The organism is Ensifer sp. ENS08 (genome assembly GCF_014852195.1).
Classification (GTDB): domain Bacteria; phylum Pseudomonadota; class Alphaproteobacteria; order Rhizobiales; family Rhizobiaceae; genus Ensifer; species Ensifer adhaerens.
This window is the reverse complement of record NZ_JACVBF010000015.1, coordinates 118,634-142,058: the sequence shown is the minus strand read 5'-3', so window position 1 is coordinate 142,058 and position 23,425 is coordinate 118,634. Positions and strand designations below refer to the sequence as shown.

At 63.2% G+C, this 23,425-nt stretch carries 22 protein-coding genes; 9 read left to right on the top strand and 13 right to left on the bottom strand.

Features of this window, described 5'->3' with window-relative positions; all coding sequences use genetic code 11:
* The first annotated feature begins 249 nt into the window (after window positions 1-249).
* The 4 genes from glgX to nudI all read left to right on the top strand — a co-directional run bounded on the left by glgX (window position 250) and on the right by nudI (window position 3,827).
* Window positions 250-2,214 carry a glycogen debranching protein GlgX gene (glgX, locus tag IB272_RS26135; RefSeq protein WP_060581284.1) on the top strand — a complete coding sequence of 655 codons (1,965 nt, stop codon included), beginning with the start codon at window positions 250-252 and terminating at the stop codon, window positions 2,212-2,214.
* Between the two features lie 74 nt (window positions 2,215-2,288).
* Window positions 2,289-2,777 (top strand): MaoC family dehydratase, encoded by a 489-nt coding sequence (locus IB272_RS26130; RefSeq protein ID WP_034786863.1) that lies wholly within the window; start codon window positions 2,289-2,291, stop codon window positions 2,775-2,777.
* A 23-nt stretch (window positions 2,778-2,800) separates the two neighbouring features.
* On the top strand, window positions 2,801-3,340 hold the full coding sequence (locus tag IB272_RS26125) for a GNAT family N-acetyltransferase (protein ID WP_060581283.1): 540 nt from the start codon (window positions 2,801-2,803) through the stop codon (window positions 3,338-3,340).
* A 49-nt stretch (window positions 3,341-3,389) separates the two neighbouring features.
* A complete protein-coding gene (nudI, locus tag IB272_RS26120) occupies window positions 3,390-3,827 on the top strand; it encodes a nucleoside triphosphatase NudI (RefSeq protein WP_060581282.1) in 438 nt (145 codons plus the stop codon).
* A 67-nt stretch (window positions 3,828-3,894) separates the two neighbouring features.
* Here nudI and IB272_RS26115 read toward each other — a convergent pair whose 3' ends face one another.
* From IB272_RS26115 to IB272_RS26100, 4 genes are read right to left on the bottom strand one after another with little or no spacing between them, the layout of a single operon-like run.
* A complete protein-coding gene (locus IB272_RS26115; RefSeq protein WP_060581281.1) occupies window positions 3,895-4,446 on the bottom strand; it encodes a sarcosine oxidase subunit gamma in 552 nt (183 codons plus the stop codon).
* Window positions 4,439-7,432, bottom strand: a complete 2,994-nt coding sequence (locus IB272_RS26110) for a sarcosine oxidase subunit alpha (RefSeq protein WP_060581280.1) — start codon at window positions 7,430-7,432, stop codon at window positions 4,439-4,441. The genes IB272_RS26115 and IB272_RS26110 overlap by 8 nt, the downstream gene beginning before the upstream one ends.
* Window positions 7,429-7,764, bottom strand: coding sequence for a sarcosine oxidase subunit delta (locus IB272_RS26105; protein ID WP_034786877.1), 336 nt, complete (start codon window positions 7,762-7,764; stop codon window positions 7,429-7,431). Before IB272_RS26105 ends, IB272_RS26110 begins: the two co-directional genes overlap by 4 nt.
* A gap of 10 nt (window positions 7,765-7,774) precedes the next feature.
* Window positions 7,775-9,028, bottom strand: coding sequence for a sarcosine oxidase subunit beta family protein (locus tag IB272_RS26100; protein ID WP_034786880.1), 1,254 nt, complete (start codon window positions 9,026-9,028; stop codon window positions 7,775-7,777).
* 324 nt (window positions 9,029-9,352) lie between these two features.
* Between IB272_RS26100 and rpsU the strand changes: the two genes are divergently transcribed.
* From rpsU to IB272_RS26085, 3 genes are all read left to right on the top strand, one after another.
* Entirely contained in the window at window positions 9,353-9,565 is a 213-nt protein-coding gene (gene rpsU, locus IB272_RS26095) for a 30S ribosomal protein S21 (RefSeq protein ID WP_034786884.1), read from the top strand.
* A 263-nt stretch (window positions 9,566-9,828) separates the two neighbouring features.
* Window positions 9,829-10,716 carry a tetratricopeptide repeat protein gene (locus tag IB272_RS26090; RefSeq protein WP_060517567.1) on the top strand — a complete coding sequence of 296 codons (888 nt, stop codon included), beginning with the start codon at window positions 9,829-9,831 and terminating at the stop codon, window positions 10,714-10,716.
* Window positions 10,717-10,851: 135 nt separating this feature from the next.
* Window positions 10,852-11,328, top strand: coding sequence for a DUF992 domain-containing protein (locus IB272_RS26085; RefSeq protein ID WP_034786890.1), 477 nt, complete (start codon window positions 10,852-10,854; stop codon window positions 11,326-11,328).
* Between the two features lie 112 nt (window positions 11,329-11,440).
* On the opposite strand, the gene IB272_RS26080 is transcribed toward IB272_RS26085, so the two are convergent.
* The 6 genes from IB272_RS26080 to IB272_RS26055 all read right to left on the bottom strand — a co-directional run bounded on the left by IB272_RS26080 (window position 11,441) and on the right by IB272_RS26055 (window position 18,569).
* Window positions 11,441-12,841, bottom strand: coding sequence for an NAD(P)(+) transhydrogenase (Re/Si-specific) subunit beta (locus tag IB272_RS26080; RefSeq protein ID WP_192445416.1), 1,401 nt, complete (start codon window positions 12,839-12,841; stop codon window positions 11,441-11,443).
* A gap of 9 nt (window positions 12,842-12,850) precedes the next feature.
* Window positions 12,851-13,261, bottom strand: a complete 411-nt coding sequence (locus tag IB272_RS26075) for a proton-translocating transhydrogenase family protein (protein ID WP_034786897.1) — start codon at window positions 13,259-13,261, stop codon at window positions 12,851-12,853.
* Entirely contained in the window at window positions 13,261-14,406 is a 1,146-nt protein-coding gene (locus IB272_RS26070) for a Re/Si-specific NAD(P)(+) transhydrogenase subunit alpha (protein ID WP_060517563.1), read from the bottom strand. Before IB272_RS26070 ends, IB272_RS26075 begins: the two co-directional genes overlap by 1 nt.
* Before the next feature lie 388 nt (window positions 14,407-14,794).
* Window positions 14,795-15,019: an aa3-type cytochrome c oxidase subunit IV gene (locus tag IB272_RS26065; protein WP_034786900.1), complete on the bottom strand. Its 225-nt coding sequence runs from the start codon at window positions 15,017-15,019 to the stop codon at window positions 14,795-14,797.
* Window positions 15,020-15,253: 234 nt separating this feature from the next.
* Window positions 15,254-16,027 (bottom strand): hypothetical protein, encoded by a 774-nt coding sequence (locus IB272_RS26060; protein WP_112771906.1) that lies wholly within the window; start codon window positions 16,025-16,027, stop codon window positions 15,254-15,256.
* A gap of 232 nt (window positions 16,028-16,259) precedes the next feature.
* Window positions 16,260-18,569: an EAL domain-containing protein gene (locus IB272_RS26055; RefSeq protein WP_192445415.1), complete on the bottom strand. Its 2,310-nt coding sequence runs from the start codon at window positions 18,567-18,569 to the stop codon at window positions 16,260-16,262.
* A 429-nt stretch (window positions 18,570-18,998) separates the two neighbouring features.
* Here IB272_RS26055 and IB272_RS26050 point away from each other — a divergent pair, with 429 nt between their 5' ends.
* Window positions 18,999-19,757, top strand: coding sequence for a gamma-glutamyl-gamma-aminobutyrate hydrolase family protein (locus tag IB272_RS26050; RefSeq protein ID WP_034787271.1), 759 nt, complete (start codon window positions 18,999-19,001; stop codon window positions 19,755-19,757).
* Between the two features lie 42 nt (window positions 19,758-19,799).
* Here the strand turns inward: IB272_RS26050 and IB272_RS26045 are convergent, their stop codons facing one another.
* The 3 genes from IB272_RS26045 to IB272_RS26035 form a co-directional block, all read right to left on the bottom strand.
* Window positions 19,800-20,765 carry a 2-hydroxyacid dehydrogenase gene (locus tag IB272_RS26045; protein ID WP_192445414.1) on the bottom strand — a complete coding sequence of 322 codons (966 nt, stop codon included), beginning with the start codon at window positions 20,763-20,765 and terminating at the stop codon, window positions 19,800-19,802.
* A gap of 27 nt (window positions 20,766-20,792) precedes the next feature.
* Window positions 20,793-21,815, bottom strand: coding sequence for a LacI family DNA-binding transcriptional regulator (locus tag IB272_RS26040; protein WP_034786913.1), 1,023 nt, complete (start codon window positions 21,813-21,815; stop codon window positions 20,793-20,795).
* Between the two features lie 169 nt (window positions 21,816-21,984).
* Window positions 21,985-22,482, bottom strand: a complete 498-nt coding sequence (locus IB272_RS26035) for a MarR family transcriptional regulator (protein ID WP_034786917.1) — start codon at window positions 22,480-22,482, stop codon at window positions 21,985-21,987.
* Window positions 22,483-22,595: 113 nt separating this feature from the next.
* On the opposite strand from IB272_RS26035, the gene IB272_RS26030 reads away from it, so the two are divergent.
* Window positions 22,596-23,387: a creatininase family protein gene (locus tag IB272_RS26030; protein ID WP_060581276.1), complete on the top strand. Its 792-nt coding sequence runs from the start codon at window positions 22,596-22,598 to the stop codon at window positions 23,385-23,387.
* Window positions 23,388-23,425: the final 38 nt, after the last annotated feature.

The window sequence follows — 23,425 nt, the reverse complement described above, 5'->3', positions numbered from 1 at the left end:
GTTTGCCGCTTACCCCCCTCTGCCCTGCCGGGCATCTCCCCCACAAGGGGGAGATCGATCTGCGGCACGGCCTTGCCCTAAGATGGCGTTGACGTCGCAGGGATCCCCTCGCCCGTAAACCAACGCATCGGTTTATCGGTGGAATGGGAGGATGCCACAAGTCAACCTCCCCCTTGTGGGGCAGATGCCCGGCCGGGCAGAGGGGGGTGGGTCACACACACCGACGACACCACGAAGAGGGCCGCCTTCATGCCGACCAAAGGAAACCCACCCCTCGGTGCCACCATCACCTCCGAAGGCACCGTGTTTTCGGTCTGGTCGCACAATGCCGCCCGTATCGATCTCTGCCTTTTCGACAAATCAGGCGCCAAACAGCTGCGCCAGCTGCCGATGACGCGGAACGGCGACATTCACAGCTTGAAGGTTGCCGACGCGCCGAAAGGAACGCGCTACGGCTTCCGGGCCGATGGCGTCTATTCGCCCGATCACGGTCTCTGGTTCGATCCATCCAAGCTTCTCGTCGATCCCTATGCCATCGAACTCGACCGCCCGTTTGGCCATGATCCGCGCCTGACGATCTTTGGCGAAGACACCGCCGACCTCGTACCGAAAGCGATCGTCACCGAAGTGAAGGCTGCCAAGGTGAAGACGCCGCTCTTTCGCGCCGGCGGCCTTGTCTACGAAATCGCCGTCAAGCCTTTCACCATCCTCCATCCCGACGTGCCCGAAGCCAAGCGCGGCACGGTGGCCGCCCTCGCCGAGCCCGCCATCATCGAACATCTGAAGCGCCTCGGCGTCTCGGCCATCGAGTTGATGCCGATCGTCGCCTGGATCGACGAACGCCATCTGCCACCGCTCGGTCTGAAGAACGGCTGGGGTTATAATCCGATCGCCCCTATGGCACTCGATCCGCGCCTGGTGCCGGGCGGCATCAAGGAGCTGCGAAAGTCCGTCGAGGCGTTGCGCAAGGCCGGCATCGGCGTCATCCTCGATCTCGTTTTCAACCACTCCGGTGAAAGCGATCGCTTCGGCACAACGCTGTCGATGCGCGGCCTCGACAACCTGACTTATTATCGTCACGCCACCGACCGCCCGGGCGAACTGATCAACGATACCGGCTGCGGCAACACGATCGCCTGCGACAATCCGGTTGTCGAGGCACTGATCCTCGACAGCCTGCGCCACTTCGTCAGCGCTGCCGGCGTCGACGGCTTCCGCTTCGATCTCGCCTCGATCCTCGGCCGCGACATGGGCGGCTTCCACCGCGATGCCCCACTCTTTCAGGCGATTGCGGCCGATCCGCTGCTTGCCGACCGGGTGCTGATCGCCGAGCCCTGGGATATCGGTCCCGGTGGCTACCAGCTCGGCAATTTCCCCGCGCCCTTCCTCGAGTGGAACGACCGCGCCCGCGACGACCTCCGCATCTACTGGCGCGGCGATCGCCATTCGATCGGCGCGCTGGCGACAGCGCTTGCCGGCTCCTCAGGCAGTTTCGCCCGTTGGGGTGAGAGCGGCACGCGCACGGTCAACTTCATCGCCGCCCATGACGGCTTCACGCTGGCCGATCTCGTCTCCTATGCCGGCAAGCACAACGAGGCGAACGGCGAGGAAAATCGCGACGGCCACAACGAGAACCATTCCTGGAACAATGGCGCCGAAGGGCCGACCGCGGATCCGGAAATCAAGGCGGCCCGCCGCCATGACGTGATGGCGCTCATCGGCACGCTCTTTGCCACCCGCGGCACGATCATGCTGACCGCCGGCGACGAAGCCGGGCGCAGCCAGCAGGGCAACAACAACGCCTACTGCCAGGACAACGCCATCACCTGGCTAGACTGGACGGCGATGGACGATGAGATCGTCGCCCATACTGCAGCCCTGTCAGCCATGCGCTCCCGCTTCGGCGTTTTCGACGAGACCACGTTCCTGACAGGAAACGGCGACGTCGAGTGGTGCCGTCTCGACGGTCACCCGATGACCGTGACCGACTGGGAGCATCCGGCAACGGACAATCTGACAATGGTGCTGACCACCCCCGACCGCACCCAGAAGCGGGCAACGCGGCTTGCCGTCGTCATCAATCGCAGCCATGCGCCGCATCCCCTCCGCCTGCCCGACAGCGTCAATGGAAAATGGCAGGATGCGCTCGCAGCGTCATCCCCCGCCGATCACGTGGCGCCGCGCTCCGTTGCCTTCTTCGTCGAGGTTTTCTAAAGCTTTTCCACCACTTGCAGGTTGCAACGGGCGAGCCTATAGATCGCTTGGGGGGCTTGTTTCGAGGCGTTTACATGCTGCACGACATTTCACTTTCTGAGATCAAGGTGCTGGTCGGCAAGGAGGTCGGCGTTTCCGACTGGATCACGGTCACGCAGGAAACAATCGACAAATTCGCCGAGGCAACCAGCGACTATCAGTATATTCACGTCGACCCGGTGCGGGCCGCTGCCGAAACGCCCTTCGGCGGCACGATCGCGCATGGCTTCCTGTCGCTCTCATTGCTCTCGGCGATGAACTACAATTGCCTGCCGAAAATCCGCGAACAAACCATGGGCATCAATTACGGCTTCGAGAAAGTGCGCTTCATCGCGCCGGTGAAGAGCGGCGCCAAGGTGCGCGGCCACTTCACCATGGCCGATGCCCGCTTCCGCGGCGCCAGCATGCTGATGATCACCTACGACGTCAGCGTCGAGATCGAAGGCGAGCGCAAGCCGGCGCTGACGGCAACCTGGCAGACGATCATCCAGTTCGATCCCAAGGATCGCCCCGCCGATGCCTGAGGCGGTTTGAGCAGGCAGATCCCATGACAGCAGCAGTCATCGTCGAGCCGGCCGACGGGCGTTTCGTCAGCGACTTTGCCGGCTGCGACTTTTTCTTCGAGGTCACGTCCGAGGCACTGCCGCCCTTCACCGGCCCCGGTCTCGGCGACGTCGCTCCGGTCGAGAGCTACATCAAGACCTATGGATCCGATCCGGACGAGCTTGTTGAGACCGCGGCCGGGCCGGATGACGCCCTCTTCACAGCGCGTCTCGACGGCCAGCTCGCCGGTTACATTGCACTCTCGAAGGCGTGGAACGGCTATGCCGAGGTGGACGGTATCGCCGTCGACAAGGACGCGCGCCGCGCTGGCGTCGCGCGAGCTCTCATGGACAGGGCAGTGTCATGGGCGCGGGAACGGGGCCCGCCGGGGATCAGGCTTGAGACCCAATCGAACAATGTCGCCGCCTGCCGCTTTTACGAGCGCTACGGCTTCGAGCTCGCCGGCCACGACCGACACCTCTATTCGGCATTGACGCCGGGAACGCACGAGATTGCGCTCTACTGGTACTTGCGCTTCGCGTAAAAAAGAAAGGCGGCTGTCGTGGTCGCAAAATCAGTAAATGGAGAAGTCATTGCGCCAGCGTATCATCGTCTGCCCGCTCATTCAGAACAGGGGCGCCTACTTGCTCTGCAAGATGCCGCCCGATCGCGGCGTGTTTCCCGGGCAATGGGCGCTTTCGGGTGGCGGCCTCGAGCCGGGCGAACGTCTCGATGAGGGCTTGCGCCGTGAAATCCGGGAAGAGCTCGGAGACCGTCTGGAGATCGGAACGATCAAGCCCTGGACCTTCCGGGACGACATCCGGACAAAGTCCTATGCCGACGGCTCAACCGAGCAGCTTCATATGATCTATCTGATCTTTGACTGTGAGGCCGAAAATCGCGAGGTCAGCCTCAACGACGAGTTCGTCGAACATGCCTGGGTCGAACACGAGCACCTTCAGGATTACGACTTGAACGATGCGACGAAGCGCACGCTCCTCGAAAAAGGCATCTTGCTCGCTCGGCAATAAGAGCGAGCTGTTTCAAACAGTCTTCGAATGCCGGGAGGTGCTTGCTCGCACCTCCCGGCTTTTTCATTTAGTGGCCGGCGTCAGCAGCGCCCTCGGAAAGCAGTCCGAAGACGAAGGGCGAGAACGACCGCCAGCACTCGACCCGGAACTGATCCTCGGCAGTGCGGAAGAGGATGATCTCCGCCTTGCCGAGGATCGTGCGCGAGCAGCCACCAACAGGGAAGATCGCCAGCGACAGATCCTGCGGGCAGCCGCTGTTGATAGCCACGTCGGCGCCCGGACCGCTGACAATGACGGCGACGTTGCGATGCGAAATGTCGACCGCCGAATGCAGCGTGCCGCTTGAGGCCGCTGCCGCCATCAGGTCGGCTTGGCTCTCATCGATGACCAGCCACTCGTCCGGGCCGATCCACAGCGCATGGCGCTGGCCGGACGAAGCCGAGGTCTTCGGCCGGGTCGGCAGCGTCACGCCAAGTGCGGCCGAAAGGGCCGGCAGTGCGTCGGAGCCGGCGCGCAGCGAAATGCGCGTTGCTGCCGGTGCAGGCGTCAGGATCGCCTCGGCCGAGCCCCCGCGCGCGGTGAGTGCCGCCTTGCGGCTTGCAGTAACCTGGTCAGCCATGGAGGCGGCCCCCTTCCTTGTCAAAGAACACCATGTCGCTCACTTCGACGGCAATGGTGCGATCGGTCATCGGCACGTAGAGCGTCTGGCCGAGGCGCTCGCGGCCACCGGCCACCATGGCCAGCGCAATCGAGCGACCGCAGTTTGCCGACCAGTAGGACGACGTCACGTGACCGAGCATGGTCATCGGCTTTGGCTGGTTCGGGTCGGCGACGATCTGCGCGCCTTCCTCCAGCACCACCTTCGGATCCTTGGTGAGAAGACCGACAAGCTGCTTGCGGCCATCCTTGACGAGATCCGGGCGTTTCAGGCCGCGGATACCGACGAAGTCGGGCTTCTTCTTCGAGACGGCCCAGGAAAGACCGGCATCGTCCGGCGTCAGGGTCCCGTCGGTGTCCTGGCCGACGATGATATAGCCCTTCTCGGCGCGCAGCACGTGCATGGTTTCCGTGCCGTAGGCGCAGGCGCCCATCGGCTCGGCCCGTGCCCAGATCGCTTCCCATACCGCCTGGCCATAGTCCGCCGGCACGTTGACTTCGAAGCCCAGCTCGCCGGTGAACGACATGCGGAAGAGCCGTGTCGGCACGCCGCAGATCCTGCCCTCGGCGACGCTCATGTGCGGGAAGGCCTCGTTGGAGAGGTCGATGCCCTCGACGAGCGGCGCGATGATCTCGCGCGCCTTCGGTCCTTGCACGGCGATGACGGCCCATTGCTCGGTCGTCGAGGTCAGCCAGACCTTGAGATGCGGGAACTCGGTCTGCAGATAGTCTTCCATGTGGTTCATGACGCGCGGCGCACCGCCGGTCGTCGTCGTCACGTGGAAGCGATCCTCGGCCAGGCGACCGACCACGCCGTCGTCATAGACGAAGCCGTCGTCGCGCAGCATGATGCCGTAGCGGCAGCGGCCGGGCTTCAGGTTGTCCCAGGCGTTGGTGTACATGAGATTGAGGAACTGGGCCGCATCCGGGCCAACAACCTCGATCTTGCCGAGCGTCGAGGCGTCGAAGACACCAGCCACGTCGCGCACCGTCTTGCACTCGCGCGCGACCGCCTCATGCATGTCTTCGCCGGAGCGCGGGTAGAACCAGGCGCGCTTCCAGTTGCCGACATCCTCGAACTCGGCGCCATGCGCCTCCTCCCAGGCATGGATCGGCGTCTTGCGCGCGGGGTCGAACAGGGCACCACGCGAGTGGTTGACGATCGCTCCGAAGGTCACCGGCGTGTAGGGCTGGCGGAAGGTCGTCAGACCCACCTGCGGAATGTCCTTGCCAAGCGCTTCGGCGGCGATCGCCAGACCATGCATGTTGGAAAGCTTGCCCTGGTCGGACGCCATGCCGTTAGTGGTGAAGCGCTTGATGTGCTCGATCGAGTGCATGCCTTCGCGCACCGCCAGACGAATGTCCTTGGCGCAGACGTCGTGCTGGAAGTCGATGAAGGCCTTAACCGTGGTATCGGGACCAGCGCCTTCGGCAGCGCCGATCATGCCGCCGGTCCAGCCGTAGCGGTTTTCGCCCGAAAGCGTCACCTGCGCACCGCCCTCTGTACCGGCCGCACGCGCGGTCAGTTCGCCGGCCGCAAGCGCCTCGTCGATGGTTGCCTGCAGGTCGTCGGTGCCGTTGCAGGCGCCGATCGACAGGCAGTCCTGCAGGTACGTGCCTGGCAGGAAGCGCTGCGTCGCCGCATCGAACTTCACCTTGCCGCGCGACTGCGAGAACAGGTGCACCGACGGTGTCCAGCCGGCCGAGACCAAAAGCGCGTCGACGGCGAACTTGCGGGCCGAGCCGCCGCCATTGCGGGCGACACTGATCGAGTTGACGCGGAGCTTGCCGCCGGCCTTGATCACCGAATGCCCGGTCAGCACCTCGATGCCGAGCTTGCGCGCTTCGGCCAGCACCGCCTCGCCCGGATTTTCGCGGCAGTCGACGATAACAGGAACCGAAACACCGGCCCGCTTCAGGTCGAAGGCCGCTTCATAGGCCGAGTCATGCGCCGTGTAGACGCCAACCTTGGAGCCGACTGCGACGCCGAAGTGATTGAGATAGGTGCGGCCGGCCGAAGCGAGCATGATGCCCGGGCGGTCGTTGTTGGCGAACACCATGTGCCGCTCGATCTGGCCGTTGGCGAGGATCACCTTCTTGGCGCGCACCTGCCACAGCCGCTCGCGCGGCAGCGACTTGTCGAGGGCCGCCAGATGATCGGTCACGCGCTCGACGAGGCCGACGAAATTGTGGTTGTAGTAGCCGAAGCCGGTGGTGCGGGTGAGCACCGTGACGTTGTCCATGGAGGCAAGCGTCTTGCCGGTCTCCTGCGCCCAGTCCCAGCCATCCTTGCCGTCGATGGTCGTGCCGCTCTCGTAGCGAAGCGCACCACCGACTTCCGGCTGCTCGTCGCAGATGATCACCTTGGCGCCGGCCTTGGCAGCGGCAAGTGCTGCGGATAGACCGGCAACACCCGCACCGATGACAAGCACATCGCAATGCGCGTAGCGGCTGGCATAGTGATCTGGATCGGCTTCCGTCGGCGTAACGCCGAGGCCGGCAGCACGGCGGATGAAGGGTTCGTAGATCGCGTGCCAGGCGGCCTTCGGCCACATGAAGGTCTTGTAGTAGAAACCGGCGGCGAAGAACGGCGACATCAGGTCATTGAGACCGCCTACGTCGAAGGCGAGCGACGGCCAGCGGTTCTGCGATTCCACCTTCATGCCGTCGAAGACTTCCTGCACCGTGGCGCGCACGTTCGGCTGGCGGCGGGCGGCATCCCGCGAGACGTCGAGCAACGCGTTCGGCTCCTCGGCACCGGCCGAAAGAATGCCGCGCGGGCGGTGGTACTTGAACGAGCGGCCGACGAGATGGATGCCGTTGGCAAGCAGTGCCGAGGCGACCGTGTCGCCCTCGAGCGCCGTCAGCGTGCGGCCATCGAAGGTGAAGCGCGCGGTGCGGGCGGGGGTCAGGCGGCCGACGCCTGGAATGCGATTGGCGCCCATCATTTCGCGGCTCCCTTATCCTGGCCGTTCTTGTCCTGCTCGCTCTGGAGAATGGTGGCGATGTCAGGCTTCGGTTCGCCAGCCTTGTAGGTGGTGTAGAAACGGTCGCTGACCGTGTCGCGGGCGGCGTTGAAGAATCGGCCGCAGCCATGGATGTGGCGCCAGCGTTCGAAGATCAGACCCTTGGGGTTCTGACGCAGGAAGAAATATTCCTCGAACTGTTCGTCGGTGATGTCGGCGATGTTTTCCGGACGGGCGATATGGGCGTCGCCGGCACCGCGGAACTCGAGCTCGGAACGCTCTTCCTCGCAATAGGGGCAGTAGATCAGAAGCATCTCGAAATCCTCAGTGCGCAACGGCGGCGGCAGCCGCTTCGTCGATGAGCCGGCCGGTGCGGAAGCGCTCCAGCGTCAGCCCTGCGGCGAGACGATGCGGCTCGCCCTTGGCGATCAGATGGGCGAAGAGATGGGCCGAGCCCGGCGTCGCCTTGAAGCCGCCCGTACCCCAGCCGGCGTTCAGGTAGAGGCCCGGAACCGGCGTGACGCCCTGGATCGGCGAGCGGTCCTGGGTGACGTCGACGATGCCGCCCCACTGCCGCATCATCTTGACGCGGCGGAACATCGGGAAGAGCTCGCAGATGGCGTCCAGCGTGTGCGTGATGATCTGCAGGCCGCCGGTCTGCGAATAGGAATTGTACTGGTCGGTGCCGGCGCCGATGACGAACTCGCCCTTGTCGGACTGCGAGATATAGGCATGCACCGAGTTCGACATGACGACGCAGGGGAAGATCGGCTTCAGCGGTTCGGAGACCAGCGCCTGCAGCGGCTGGCTCTGCAGCGGCACGCGCACATCGGCCATCTGCATCAGCACCGAGGTGTGGCCGGCGGCGGAAATGCCGACCTTCTTAGCGCCGATATAGCCGCGATTGGTGTCGACCCCGACGACCCGGCCGGTCTCGTCGCGGCGGATCCCGGTCACTTCGCAGTTCTGGATGATGTGCACGCCGCGGTCGGAGGCCGCACGCGCATAGCCCCAGGCAACCGCATCGTGGCGGGCCGTGCCGCCACGGCGCTGCAGGGCCGCCCCGTTGATCGGGTAGCGCGCAGTCTTGGCGATATCGAGCGGCGGGCAATAGGCCTTGGCCTGCTCCGGCGTCAGCCACTCGTTGTCGATGCCGTAGAGACGGTTGGCATTGATGTGGCGCTTGAACGACTGCTGGTCATGGATGTTGTGCGACAGCATCATCACGCCGCGGGGCGAATACATGACGTTGTAGTTCAGATCCTGCGAGAGGTTTTCCCAGAGCTTCAGCGAATGCTCGTAGATGTCCATGCTCTCTTCATAGAGATAGTTGGACCGGATGATCGTCGTGTTGCGGCCGGTATTGCCGCCGCCGATCCATCCCTTTTCGAGCACCGCGACATTGGTGATGCCGTGCTCCTTGGCAAGGTAATACGCTGCTCCCAAGCCATGGCCGCCGCCGCCGATGATGATGGCGTCATACTCCTTGCGCGGCTCCGGCGATGCCCAGTGCGGGCCCCATCCCTTGTGGCCGCGCAGCGCCTCGCGCGCCACGGCGAAAACTGAATATTTGCGCATCGGCCCGTTACTCCCGGTGATCATTCTCGTTGGAGTTAGAAATCGCAAATCCGAGACCTGCGCAACGTTTCTTTTGCGACGCATTTGCGTGGACTTGCGCGCAGTTGCGACATGACTATGGATCGGTTAAGCGGCAGGGGATAAGTCGCGCGACACTCGTATCTCAGGTTTTTTTCAGCGCCGCCTCATGTCGTCGCTGGACTTTCGCCTGATGATCTGGTATCCGCTCATCTAATCGTAAAGCTTCCAGCTTAGCGAATGTCACTCTTTTGCCTCCGCACCTGACGGAGCAGCAAACAACACGAACCAAGGAACGGGATTCACGTGCAGGTACTAGTCCGCGATAACAATGTCGATCAGGCGCTCCGCGCTCTCAAGAAGAAGATGCAGCGCGAAGGCATTTTCCGCGAAATGAAGATGCGTGACTACTACGAGAAGCCGTCCCAGAAGCGCGCTCGCGAAAAGGCTGAAGCCGTTCGCCGCGTCCGCAAGCTGGCACGCAAGCGTGCACAGCGCGAAGGCCTCCTGGCTCGCTGATTTGTCGTTTTTTCGACGCTATTCGATGTAAGTCGTGGCGGGGGCGAAATATCGCCACCGCCTTTTTTTGGTATGGACATCTTTTCCGCCGACAGGCTAGCGTGCTCGACGCTGCCACCGACGGACGACCGACCGGAGTGTTTGGACCGGTGGTCTGCCAAGGCCGACTTTGGCCCGGCTTGAGGAGCCCGCGGGGAGTTCAGCGGCTCCAGAAACGGAAAGCCGATGGCTTTCGAGACCTTGTCGATTTGAGGGATCAACCTTTGACACTTGCTGCCATGACTGCGGACGTCTCCGGTTTTAATGTCCATGAGGCGTCTCGCCGCCACCAGCGCAAGCCGAGGCTTGCCGCCATGCTGCTTCTCGGCTCGGCCCTCCTCATCGCCGGCTGCACGACCGACGGTCCGGACTCCGTCACCAACAAGGTCGAGCGCGAACAGGGCTCGCAGGAAAACATCGCCTCGCTTTCGAGCGTCATCGCCTCCAACCCAAGCGATCCGGAAGGCTACAATGTCCGCGGCTCGGCTTACGGCCGCGCCGGCGAATACCGCCGCGCGATTGCCGATTTCGACCAGGCGATCAAGCTGAACCCGCGCTTCTACCAGGCCTTTGCCAACCGGGCGCTCGTTCACCGCAACATGGGCAACACCCAGGCAGCGCTGGCCGACTACAACATGGCACTGCAGCTCAACGCCAACTACGACGTCGCCTATATCGGCCGCGGCAACCTCTATCGCCAGGCCGGCCAGCTCGATTCCGCCTTCAACGATTTCAACAAGGCCATCCAGCTCGATACCACCGATCCGCGCGCCTATCACAATCGCGGCCTGATCTACCAGGCACGCAACCAGCACGGTCAGGCGATCGAAGACTTCTCGACCGCGATCTCGCTGTCGCCGAGCTCGCCGGAACCCTATAACGGCCGCGGCATCTCCTATGTCGCACAAGGCGACGACGACAACGCCTTCTCCGACTTCAACACCGCGATCAACCTGAACGGCAAGGTCGCCGAATCCTGGGCCAACCAGGCGCTGATCTACGAGCGCAAGGGCGACAAGGCCAAAGCGTCGAAATCCTATTCGCACGCGCTGCAGCTCGACCCGAAATACGAGCCGGCCCGCGCAGGCCTTGCCCGCGTCAAGGCATCCTGAGCCAACCCGATCACGCATTTCGAAACGCCCGCGACCGCATCGCGGGCGTTTTCGTTTGCAGGCATTGCCCCCTGCACAGCGGAACCTTCCCGCCCGCCATCCGTTTGCTTGAAGCATCAAGAACGGAGACTAGCCATGATCAAACGAACCCTCGTCACTGCGCTGGCGCTCGCCGCGCTTGCCACGGGCCCGGCCGCCGCGCAAAACTATGTCGCCCTTGGCCGCCTCGTTTGTGGTTCGGAAGGCGGCACTGGCATGATCCTGACCTCAACCAAGAACCTGATGTGCACCTTCACGCCCACCAATGGCGCACCGAAGGCCGTCTATGCCGGCACGATCCGCAAGATCGGCATCGACATCGGCAAGACGGGAAAGAGCACGATGATCTGGGACGTGCTTGCCAAGACAGGCACACCGATCAGCGAATTCGCGCTTGCCGGTGAGTATTACGGCGTCGGCGCCGATGCGAGTCTCGCCGTCGGCGGTGGCGCCAAGGTGATCGGCGGCGGCACCAACAAGGCGTTTATGCTACAGCCGGTCAATGTCCAGGTGCAGGAAGGCCTGAACCTCGCCGTCGGCATTGACGAGCTGACACTGGCACCGGCTGGCTAAGTCGACCTGGACTAAAGCTCGACACATCGCCGCATACGGCGCGCGCATCTCCTTCAACGCAAAACGCCCGCCGAAAGGCGGGCGTTTCTTTATCGGTCGATGCGAGCAGCCCTCAGGCGTGCAGCGCCTTGACGATGTCTTCCGTCACCTTCTTGGCATCACCAAGCAGCATCATCGTGCCGTCCTTGTAGAACAGCGTGTTGTCGATGCCGGCATAGCCGGAGCCGAGCGAACGCTTGACGAACAGGCAGGTCTTGGCCTTGTCGACGTCAAGGATCGGCATGCCGTAGATCGGCGAGGACTTGTCGTCGCGCGCCGCCGGGTTGGTGACGTCATTGGCGCCGATGACATAGGCGACATCGGCCTGCGCGAACTCTGAATTGATATCCTCGAGCTCGAACACTTCGTCATAGGGAACGTTTGCTTCCGCCAGCAGAACGTTCATATGGCCGGGCATGCGGCCCGCGACCGGATGGATCGCATATTTGACCTCGACGCCGGCCGCCTTCAACTGGTCGGCCATTTCGCGCAGCGCATGCTGCGCCTGGGCGACCGCCATGCCGTAGCCGGGCACGATGATCACCTTGGAGGCGTTCGCCATCAGGAAGGCCGCGTCATCGGCCGAGCCCTGCTTGACCGTGCGCTGGACGCCGTCGTCGCTTGCGGCCGCTGCTGTCTCACCGCCGAAGCCGCCGAGGATGACCGAGATGAACGAGCGGTTCATTCCCTTGCACATGATGTAGGAGAGGATCGCACCGGACGAACCGACGAGCGCCCCGGTGATGATCAGCGCCAGGTTGCCGAGTGTGAAGCCGATGCCGGCCGCCGCCCAGCCCGAATAGGAGTTGAGCATCGAGACCACTACCGGCATGTCGGCGCCGCCGATCGGAATGATGATCAGCACGCCGAGCGCCAGCGACAGTGCGACGATCAGCCAGAACACCGTCGTGCTCTGGGTCAGGACCAGCATGATCACCAGCACGACGAGCGCCGCGGCAAGACCGGCATTGATCGCATGGCGACCCGAAAGCATGATCGGTTTGCCGGACATGCGACCGTCGAGCTTCAGGAAGGCGATGACCGAGCCGGTAAAGGTGATCGCGCCGATGGCGACGCCGAGCGACATTTCGACCAGCGCCTGCGCGTGGATGTCACCGACCGTGCCGATGCCGAAGCTTTCCGGCGCATACATGGCGGCAGCCGCCACCATGACGGCCGCAAGACCGACCAGCGAGTGAAAGGCAGCAACAAGTTGCGGCATCGACGTCATGGCGATGCGGCGGGCGATGAACGCACCGATACCGCCGCCGATGGCAAGGCCGAGCACGATCAGCATCAGGCCGCCGAAACTCGGCTTGGCGAGCAGCAACGTCGTGACGATGGCGATGCCCATGCCGACCATGCCGTAGGTATTGCCCTTGCGGCTGGTGGTCGGATGCGAGAGGCCGCGCAGCGCCATGATGAACAGGACGCCGGAGACGAGATAGAGGAAGGCTGCGAAGTTGGCGTTCATCGGCCGGCCTCACTTGTCTTTTTTCTTGTACATGGCCAGCATGCGCTGGGTGACGAGGAAGCCGCCGAAGATGTTGACGGAGGCCAGCACCAGCGCAATGAAGCCAAAACCGGTCGCCAGCCCCGAGGCGGAAATGCCGACGGCCAGCAGGGCGCCGACGACGATGACCGAGGAGATCGCGTTGGTGACCGCCATCAGCGGCGTGTGCAGCGCCGGCGTCACCGACCAGACGACATAATAGCCAACGAAGATGGCCAGCACGAAGATTGCCAGGCGAAAGACGAAGGGGTCGATCGCCCCGCCGGTGGCGCCATGGGCGACGGCACCGGCCGCATCCGGCACGTATTCGGCGGCGGTGCGGACCGCTTCCACAGCCCTGTCGAGATCGGCGAGCGCCTTGTCGAGAAGTTCATTCGCCATCACTTGTCCCCCTTGCTGGCGCCGAAGTTCGGATGCACGACTTGACCGCCATGGGTGAGCGCCGTCGCCTTGACGAGCTCGTCTTCCATGTTGAGCGCGAGCGCCTTGGTCTCCTTGGAGACCATCGTCTCCAGGAAGGTGACGAGGTTCTTGGCATAAAGCCCGGAGGCGGAGGCGGCGATGCGGCCCGGCACATTCAGATGGCCGATAACCTTGACGCCTTCGACCTCGGCGACCTTGCCGGCCTCTGCCCCCTCGACGTTGCCGCCGCGCTCGACCGCAAGGTCGACCGCGATCGAACCGGGCTTCATGCTCTTCAGCATCTCGCGGGTAACGAGCCGTGGCGCCGGGCGGCCGGGGATAAGCGCCGTGGTAATAACGATGTCCTGCTTGGCGATATGCTCGGCGACCAGTGCTGCCTGCTTGGCCTGATAGTCCTTGGACATTTCCTTGGCGTAGCCGCCGGCGGTCTCAGCCGCCTTGAACTCGTCGTCCTCGACGGCGATGAACTTGGCCCCGAGCGAGGCGACCTGCTCCTTGGCGGCGGGACGCACGTCGGTTGCCGAGACCACGGCCCCGAGACGGCGGGCCGTCGCGATCGCCTGCAGACCGGCAACGCCGGCGCCCATGACGAAGACCTTGGCGGCCGGAACCGTGCCGGCCGCCGTCATCATCATCGGCAGCGCCCGGTCATATTCGTAGGCCGCGTCGATGACCGCCTGATAGCCGGCGAGGTTGGCCTGGCTGGACAGCACGTCCATCGACTGCGCGCGCGTGATGCGCGGCATCAGCTCCATCGCAAAAGCAGTCAATCCGGCATTCGCCATCTCGGCGATCGCCGCTTCGTTGCCGTAGGGATCCATGATGGCGATGACGATGGCGCCGGACCTGTAGCCGGCAATCTCGGCACTCGTCGGCCGACGGACCTTGAGCACGACATCCGCCGTCCTGGCGTCTGCCGTCGTGCCGATCCGGGCTCCGGACTTTTCGAACTCGGCATCCGGAATGCGCGACAGAAACCCGGCGCCCGCCTCGACGACGACGTCGAAGCCGAGACCTTTCAGTTTCTTCACAGTATCCGGTGATGCGGCAACGCGACCCTCGTTCGGATCCGTTTCCTTGGCGACGAAGACGATCTCGCTCACAAGTCCCCCCTCCTGGCCGCAATCGAGCCAGGGCCGGAATGCGGGCATTCTCTCCGACTGCAAAGCGGGTGGCCTACCGGGCCGACACGCCCTCATGTGCGCGGCACACCTGTGCCCGGCGCAATCGTCTGGAACAAGCCATCGCCTGGATGCGGGACCTTTGGCGATCCACCGGCATCGAGCCGCAATCGGGCTCTGCGGGCCTGCTGTCCACTCCTCCCTCACGCGGGTGAGGATTATCCGCCCCCTGCCCTACGACGGGCATCCGGGCCTCAAGCCATATGCGTCGGCACCTCCAGCCGGCGACATGCAGCTTCTTCCGGGCAAACGCCCGGTCGCCGAGGAAGCACGGTCTGCGCTCCCTCAACGGTCGGTTTGGTCGCGCCGATTAGCGAAGGAAGAAGAAACCGGCGACGTTGATCAGAATGAAAAGCACGATTGAGGAGATCAGGCCCATCGTCGTGAAGAAGCCGGCAGCCATCGCGATCAGCAGGGCGACGCAGAAAAGCGTGCCGTACTTCGAGGCACTCAGGAACATGAGGTAGGTCTTCTCGTGTTCCGGATAGTCCATCGGAGCGCCCACATCGACCGGTCCAGAATGATGCTCAGCCATCGTTCAAAATTCTCCCTGAATGCCGCGGCGCCACCTTGGGGTCATCGCCGCCCTATCGAAGCATGGTCTCGCGAAAAGCCGCAAAACCCTTATAGCTGCCCTTACACAATGCGCACGGCTGGCGCAACGAAAACCCGTTCTTTAGCCGTACCTGATGGGGCGAAATGTCACGCCACACAGCAAGGTGCGGCGCGCCTCGACGCGCCCCGAATTCGCATGCGCAATCAAGGCCGCTTACCGGAAGACGGACGTCCGGTAGGAGCGGCCGTAGCCGGTCTGCGCCATGCGCGCGGTCGGCAGGATCGTTAGCGGCGCAAACGGCACCTCGCTGCGGTCGGCAAACATCATGCGGCGTTCGAACGGTTCGGAATCGAAGACCGGGTAGCGGTCGAGGATCGACGGCCGCTGCCCCCGCACCTGTGCCACCAGAAGCGCGCCATCGGCATTGTAGACACCGAGGTTCTCGCGCTTGGCGACAACCGTCTCCGACGCAAAGATGCGCTTGTAGAAAGCCGCGTGGCGTGGACGGCAGGCCGTCAGGCAGCGGTCGGCAGCGAAATACTCGCACGCCATCGCGACCGGTCGCAGCGTCAGATAGGGAAGCGCCCGCATCTCGTCGCCGATCACGTCAGGATCAACCGCCAACCGGCCGGGATCGACCAGCACCATGCCGGCATCGAGGAACGCGTCGATCTCGGGAGCGAAGATCATGCCCGACGTGCTGGCGCGATGATCCGGCGTCACATGATGAACGCGCACGGTGCTGACAAGCACTTCGTCGAGATAGAGACCGAAGACATAGGCGTGACTGTCGAAATCGAGATCGTCGATCAGCGTCGAGCCGGTCAACTCCATCAGATTGACGGACTTGTAGGACTTGTAGCGCAGCCGCGCGATGTCCTCCATGTCCTCGCCGGTTTCGACCCGCCGGTATTCGACGCGATCGAGCAATTGCATCAGTTTTTCAGAAAAGCGCCCAGGCTCAGCCTGGTGAACCGTCTCACCCATACTCAACACCTCATGGTTAACAAATCGTTAACCTATTGACGGGTGATGGGGCGGCAACCGCAAATCGAAACAGTTCACCGTTAACTTTTCGTTAACCATAAAAATTCGTGAACTTATTTGCTCGATTTGAAATCAAGCGCACCAAAGCGGGATCAATTTGGCGCACCTAATCAATGACTTGCTACCGGAAAACCAGTAGTAAAACAGGACAGTTTCCAGAAGACTTCAGGGGTTAGGCGATGCGCTTGCTGGTGGTTTTTGTGCCTCGTTTTGGCACACCATTCTTGCAAAGCGTAGCAATGGCCGAAGCCGGCATGGGCGCGGCAAAGACGAAGCCCTGTATCAAATCGGCACAATTGTGCTCGTTGATAAGTTGTAGCTGGTCCGCCGTCTCGACACCTTCGACGACGATGCGCAGGCCGAGCGCGCGGGCAAGGTTGGCGGTCCCGCGCAGAAGCTTGAAGCGCCGAGAATCCTCGCGGATGTTGCGCACGAAGGAACGGTCGATCTTGATGATGTCGACCGGCAGCGCATCGAGATAGCTGAGGCTCGAGTAGCCGGTGCCGAAATCGTCGATGGCGATCGTGATGCCCAGTCCGCGCAGTTCGCGCAGGATCGCCTGCACCTTCAGCGGCTCGTCCATCAGGCAGCTTTCCGTCACTTCCAGATGCAGCCGCGCGGCATCGAGACCGGTTACGCGAAGTGCGTCCGTGACCATGACCACGATTTCGCTGCTGCGAAGGTCGAGCACCGACAGGTTGACCGACACCGATACGTCGCCCGGCCAGTTCATGCAGTCCCGGCACGCCTGATCGAGAACAAAGAGGGTGATTTCCGTGACCAGCCCGAGCTCTTCGGCAAGCTGGATGAATACGTTCGGCGGCACCGGCCCGCGTTCGGGATGGGTCCATCGCGCCAACGCCTCGCAGCACTCCACGCGCCCGCCGTTCGGGGCGAACATCGGCTGGTAGGAGAGCGTCAGGCTGCGGGCGTTGATCGCCTCGCGCAGGTCCGCCTTCAGCTTCTGGCGATCGACGTAGCGTGCATCCATCTCGGCCTCGAAGGCCGTGCAGCCGCCGCGGTTGCGCAGCTTTGTTTCCGAAAGCGCAAGATCCGCCTTGATCTGCAAGTCCTCGAGTTTGAGGTCGAGGCTCGAAGCGATGACGATGCCAGCGCTCATCGTCATGCTGAAGGTGAAGCCGCCGGCTTCGTAAGTGTCGCGCAGATCGGCATGAAGTCCGCGCATCCGCTCTTCGAGTGCAATAGCGTCACTGCCATCGGGAATGAACACGACGAACTCGTCGCCCATCAGCCGCGCGACGATCGCATCGTCACCGGCAAGCACCCTTAGCCGGCCGGCAATCGCATGAAGCAGTCTGTCGCCGACGATATGGCCGCGCATGTCATTGACGTGCTTGAATTCCGTTACGTCGAGAACCATCAACCCAACCAACCGTTCGGCCGTGTCGTCCGCGCTCACCGTCGCCTGCACCAGCTCCCCGAAATAGTCGCGGCTCGGCAGCTGCGTCAGCTTGTCGAACCGCACCATATGCAGAATCTGCTTTTCCGCCTGGACGCGCGCGGTCACGTCTTCAAAAATCAGCACCGTGTCGCCGTTATCGCGGCGGCTCGCCGAAAATTCCAGATGCAGCTCTTCGCTGACGGGGATCAGCACCTGCGGCCGCTTGCCCTTGAGCAGAAGGTCGAGCTGGCGCGAAATGGCCTTGGTCTTGTCCGGATCGAGCCGCATGCGCCGGGCGCCGCGCCGGATCACATCATCGAGCAACCAGCCCTTGAGTTCGGTGCGGTCGCCGAGGGCCAGCAATTCGCAGGCCCGCTCGTTGGCGACGACCACCCGGCCATCGGCATCAAGCATGAACAGCCCATGCGTCATGTTGTTGAGCGCCGTGTCGAACTGGCCGGCGATCGTGGCGATCTCGCGCGCTGCCATCACGTTTTCATAGAGGAAGGCGCGCACATTGTTGGCCATCATCCAGGTGGACAGGATGAAGGGCAGGATCAGCACGGCAAGCGCCAGCATGAACACGTCCTGCAGCGTGATCAGGCCGATGACGATCGGCAGGCAGGCCGAGGAAGACAAGAGGAGCACGGCCCGCTCGGAGCCGTAATTGCGCCCGACGAGCGAAATCATCGACGCAAGCGTCACCGAAATGGTGGCGAGCTCGGAAAAGGAGTCCTGGCTGATGGCGATGGCGTAGCCACAGGCAATACCGCAGGTGAGCGTGACGCTGACGCCGCCGACGATGTAGCGGTTCTCCCACTTGCGGACCATCGCCCGATCGGCATTGGAGAAATCCTGCCGGTCGAACCGCGCCATGTCGAGATTGCGCAGCGCCCAGAGGACGAAGATCACACCGGAGCAGGCGAGATAGAGCGGATCACTGGTTTTCAGATAGACGAGCAGGAACGTCACGACATGCGACAGCATGCCGATCACCAGCGTTTTGCGATGTTCGTAGAGCGAGCTCACGGATGACAGATACACGTCAGTCGGAAGAGCGCTCTGTCCAAGTCGCATCATGAACCAAGCTCCGGTTTACCGGATTGTTAGGGGTGATGACTTAACGAAAGATTTCGTCTAACGCCCCGAAAAATGTACCGAATCCCAGCAAAACCACGGGTCTTCGCCGGCATCGCCCAAGAGTTCAACTCAGTAGTGCGAACCGCACGGGACAATACTCGGTTTCTACAACCAAACATAGGCATTCGCACAATAAAACGGCTTGATCGCAACTTCGACAATTCTGCGACGCCCGTAGATGATCCCAAACTTGCGCCTGTGATGGTTACTCGTTCTTGAAGAAATACCTGCGATTTCCTGCCGTTTCGGATCGCTCCTCCTGTCTCGCTGCCAGGGATCGGCGCGACGATCGCGCTCACCACCTTCTCAGTTGACTTTCATCTGCAACTGAAGGCAAGGCTTTTCTCAAGCATCCAACGGAGCCTAATGATGTCGAAACCTGTCGTTGCCATCCCGTGCGATTTCCGCGAATTCGACGGCAATGTCTGGCATGTCGTTGCCCATCAATATGTCCGCGCCGCCGTCGAAGGCGCCGGCGTCATGCCCTTCCTCATCCCGGCACTCGAGACCGGCAACGACATCGACGAGATCCTCGACCGCGTCGACGGCGTGCTGGCAAGTGGCGCCCGCTCGAACGTCCATCCCTCGCTCTATGGAGCCGAGGCTAAGGAGAGTGATGGCCCCTTCGATCCCGGCCGCGACGCGACCAGCCTGCCGCTCATCACCCGCGCGCTGGAGCGCGGCGTGCCGCTTCTCGCCATCTGTCGCGGCATTCAGGAACTGAACGTCGCACTCGGCGGCACGCTCGCCTCCGAAATTCAGGATCAGCCGGGCATCTGGGATCACCGCAAGCCCGACGTGAAGGAACTCGACGTCGCCTACGGCATCCGCCAGGACGTGATCGTCAAGGAAGGAAGCTGCCTCGCACCGGTGCTCGGCGCCGGCCGCATCCGCGTCAACTCGCTCCATCGCCAGGCGATCGGCGCTGCCGCGCCCCGTCTTGCGGTCGAAGCGGTTGCCGACGACGGCACGATCGAGGCCGTCTCGGTGATCGGCTCCAAGGCCTTTGCCGTCGGCGTGCAATGGCATCCGGAATATTGGGTGCGCACGGACACGCCGTCCGCGAGCCTGTTCAAGGCGTTCGGCGATGCGGTCAGAACCTACGCCGCCGGTCGTCTGGCCGCCTGAGCTATCTGTTTGACCTTGCGCCTGGCGCGTCGACGTCGGGCCTTAGTCCGCGCGTCGCGTGAACGGTGTTTCCGGCACGGGCGTCAGCGCTTTGCCGGTCGAGAACCACGCCACGACGTTGTCGGCGACGAGGTCGGCCATGGCGTTGCGCGTCACCACCGAGGCAGAGGCCACGTGCGGCAGGAGCGAAACATTCGGCAGCGCCACAAGCGCCTCCGGCACCTGCGGCTCGTTCTCGAAAACATCGAGACCGGCACCGGCGATCACGCCCGCCTGAAGCGCCGCGATCAAGGCCTTCTCGTCGACCGTCGAGCCGCGTCCGACATTGATCAGCACCCCATTGCCGCCAAGCGCGGCAAGCACCTCGGCATTGACCGTCCGCCGCGTCGCCTCGGTGCCGGGTACGATGACAACAAGCGTGTCGACCGCAGCTGCGAGCCCCGTCAGCGTCGAATGGTAGGCATAGGCAAGGCCTTCGCGCGGGCTGCGCGTATGGTAGGCGATCGATACGCCGAAGGCTTCGAGCCGCTTGGCAATCGCAAGACCGATGCGTCCAAGACCGTAAAGACCGACGCTTCGACCCCGCAGCGACAGCGGAGATAGCGGGAACGCGCCCTCGCGGCTCCAGCGACCTTGGCGCAGCCATTGCTCCGCCTGCGGCAATTGACGGAGCGTGTTGAGCAGCAGCCCGACCGCGGTATCGGCCACTTCTTCCGTCAGGACGTCGGGCGTGTTGCTGACGGCAATTCCCTTGGCCGCGGCATGCCCGACCTCCACCCCGTCGTAGCCGACGCCGAAATTGGCGATGATCTCAAGCTGCGGCAGGGCGTCCATCAGTGCAGCCGGCACGCGCCCGGAAACGGCGATCGCCTTGACGTCCTGCATCTGCGGCGTCACCAGCGTCGCATCGGCACCTTCGATCCGCACCACGTCGAACCGTTCCGCCAGACGATCGATCACCCGCGGATTGATTTTTCCGGGCACGAGAACGCGAATGCGGGCAGACATGGCAATTTTCCTTGCGGGTGATGGACCTCAGGCGATGACCCGCAAGGGGCCGGTCGACTGCCGGATGCGCATCTCCGGCTTGATCAGGTGAATTCCATCCGGCTCATGGCTGCCGGAGAGCTTGTCGAGTAGTGCGCGGGCAGCACTGCGGCCGACATCGGCCTGCCCATTCCAGACGGTGGTGAGCGCCGGCGTCGCGATCGACGCCTCTTCCAGGTCGTCGTAGCCGGTCACGGAGATGTCGACGCCCGGCACGAGGCCGGCGCGCGCGATGCCGTTCATCATGCCGATCGCCACGAGGTCGTTCCAACAAACGACCGCGGTCGGCTTCTGCGGCAGCGAAAGCAGGTGCACTGCGGCCTCGAAGCCGCCCTGCTTCGTGCGGGGCCCGGGAATGCGCAGTTCCGGATCGACCTCGATGTTGGCCTTGCGCAGCGCGTTGACGTAGCCCTGGTAGCGGTCGCGTCCGGTGGAGGTCTCGTCCGTGCCGCCGACCATGGCGATGCAGCGGTGGCCAAGGCCGATCAGGTGGTTGGCGGCAAGCGAGATGCCGTAGGCGTCGTCGCCGCGGAAGATCGGCACGTCCACGCCCTCGATCGAGCGGGCGATCAGGATCGCCGGCATGCCGTTGTCCTCGGCGAGCTGGATGTCCTCCAGCGGCGTGCCGATCGCCGGCGACATGATGACGCCGTCACCGCCGAGCTGCAGCAGCGTCTCGATGAAATCGCGCTGCTTGTCGACGGAATCGTAGTGATTGGAAAGAATGAAGGTCTGCTTGTCGCGGTCGAGTTCGGCCTCGATCGCCTTCAGGATTTCCCCGTAGAACGGGTTCATGATGTCGTGCACGACGACGCCGATGATGCCCGATCGCGATGTCCTGAGACTGGCGGCGCGGCGGTTGTAGATATAGCCGAGCGCGCGCGCCTGTTCCTTGATCTTGTCGCGGGTGACGGTCGCCACCAGCGGGCTGTCACGCAGGGCCAGGGATACCGTCGCCGTCGAAAGACCGAGTGTTTCCGCGATCGTCGAAAGCTTGACCTTTTGCGCCACGATGCCCCCTGTAAGCCCTGTTTCGCCCCATCCGCACGAACCCCAGCCAGGAGCGGTGCGTCAAACCATTCGGCACCCTTCGCGCGCCTTTGAGACGGCACGCGTGCCACAAATTTAAATCCCTATTTAAACTGTTTAAATCGCCGCGGCAATATGCGGCAAATCCGGTTCAGTCGGCCGCGCGCGCAGCCTGAAGATTGCTGTCGACGGCGCGCAGCAGCTTCATCAGCGTGCGAACCTGCTTGTCGGTCAGACCACGGGTCGCGAGCTTTTCCGAGTGCTGACCGGCCTCGGCGATTGTCTGCAGCCGGTTGCGGCCGGGCTCAGTGAGATAGACCTTGGTGAGCCGGGCATCATCGTCGTCCGGCCGCCGCTCGAGAAAGCCCTGCGCTTCCATGCGGCCGATGGTGCGGGTCATGGTCGGCGCCTTGACGCCGAGCTTGACCGCGAGCCCGCCGGCCGTCAGGCCATCGGTCTCGGCCAGCGCCAGCATGACGCCATCCTGTCCGGCATAGAGGCCGCTTTCGAGCAGATTGCGGGAGAGCACGGTGCGCATCGACCGCGCAGCCTGGACAAGGACGGCGGCAAGATCGTGAGGCTCGATCAGGAGCTCGTCCTTCTTCTTGCCGTTCTTGCCCTTCTTTTCGGCCTTGTTCTTCTTGCCCATTGGACCTCCTGCCGAATCCCGTCTCGAACACTTATAACAATACAGCTTGCGATTACGAACTGTATGACTCAAATAACAATTTTACGACAATTGACGTGGAGGATCGAAGAGAAATGTCGATGCCCGAGCCGCGATGGCAGGACAATCCGGCCGATCTTCCGCCTGACGCCCGTCGCGACTGGATCGCGGTGCTGCCGCTCGGCGCGCATGAGCAGCACGGACCTCACCTGCCCTTCGAAACCGACACGCTGATTGCCGAGGGGATCGTCTCCCGCACCATCGCCGTCCTTCCCGCCGATCTGCCTGTAACCTTCCTGCCGGCCGAGCCGGTCGGCTACTCGATCGAGCACATGGATGTCGCCGGCACCCGCACGCTCGCCTATGACGAGGCCGTGGAGCGCTGGCTCGGCATCGCCGGGGATCTCCATGGCCTTGGTATTCGCAAGCTCGTGATGCTGAACGCCCACGGCGGCAATTCGCCGTTGATGACGATCGTCGCGACCGAAGCGCGCGTGCGCTTGAACATGCTGGCGGTCGCAACCAGCTGGACCCGCTTCGGCCAGCCGGACGGCTGGATCGCGCCAGAAGACAAGGCCTTCGACATTCACGGCGGCGATATCGAGACTTCGGTGATGCTGGCGCTGCATCCCGACAAGGTGGACACGACAAAAGCGTCCGATTTCCCCTCGCGTCAGCGCGACTTTGCCGGTCGCTTCAAGCATCTGCGTGCCTACGGCCCGCATGCCTTCGGCTGGAAGATGCGCGACCTCAACGCCGATGGCGTTGCCGGCAACGCGTCAGCCGCAACGGCTGCGCGCGGCGAGGCGCTGCTTGCCCATGCCGTCAAAGGCCTTGTCGAACTGCTCGAAGACGTCAGGAATTTCGACCCGTCTGAACTCGCCTGACGCGTGAACCGACGCCCGGCAAACACTTTCTTTGCGGT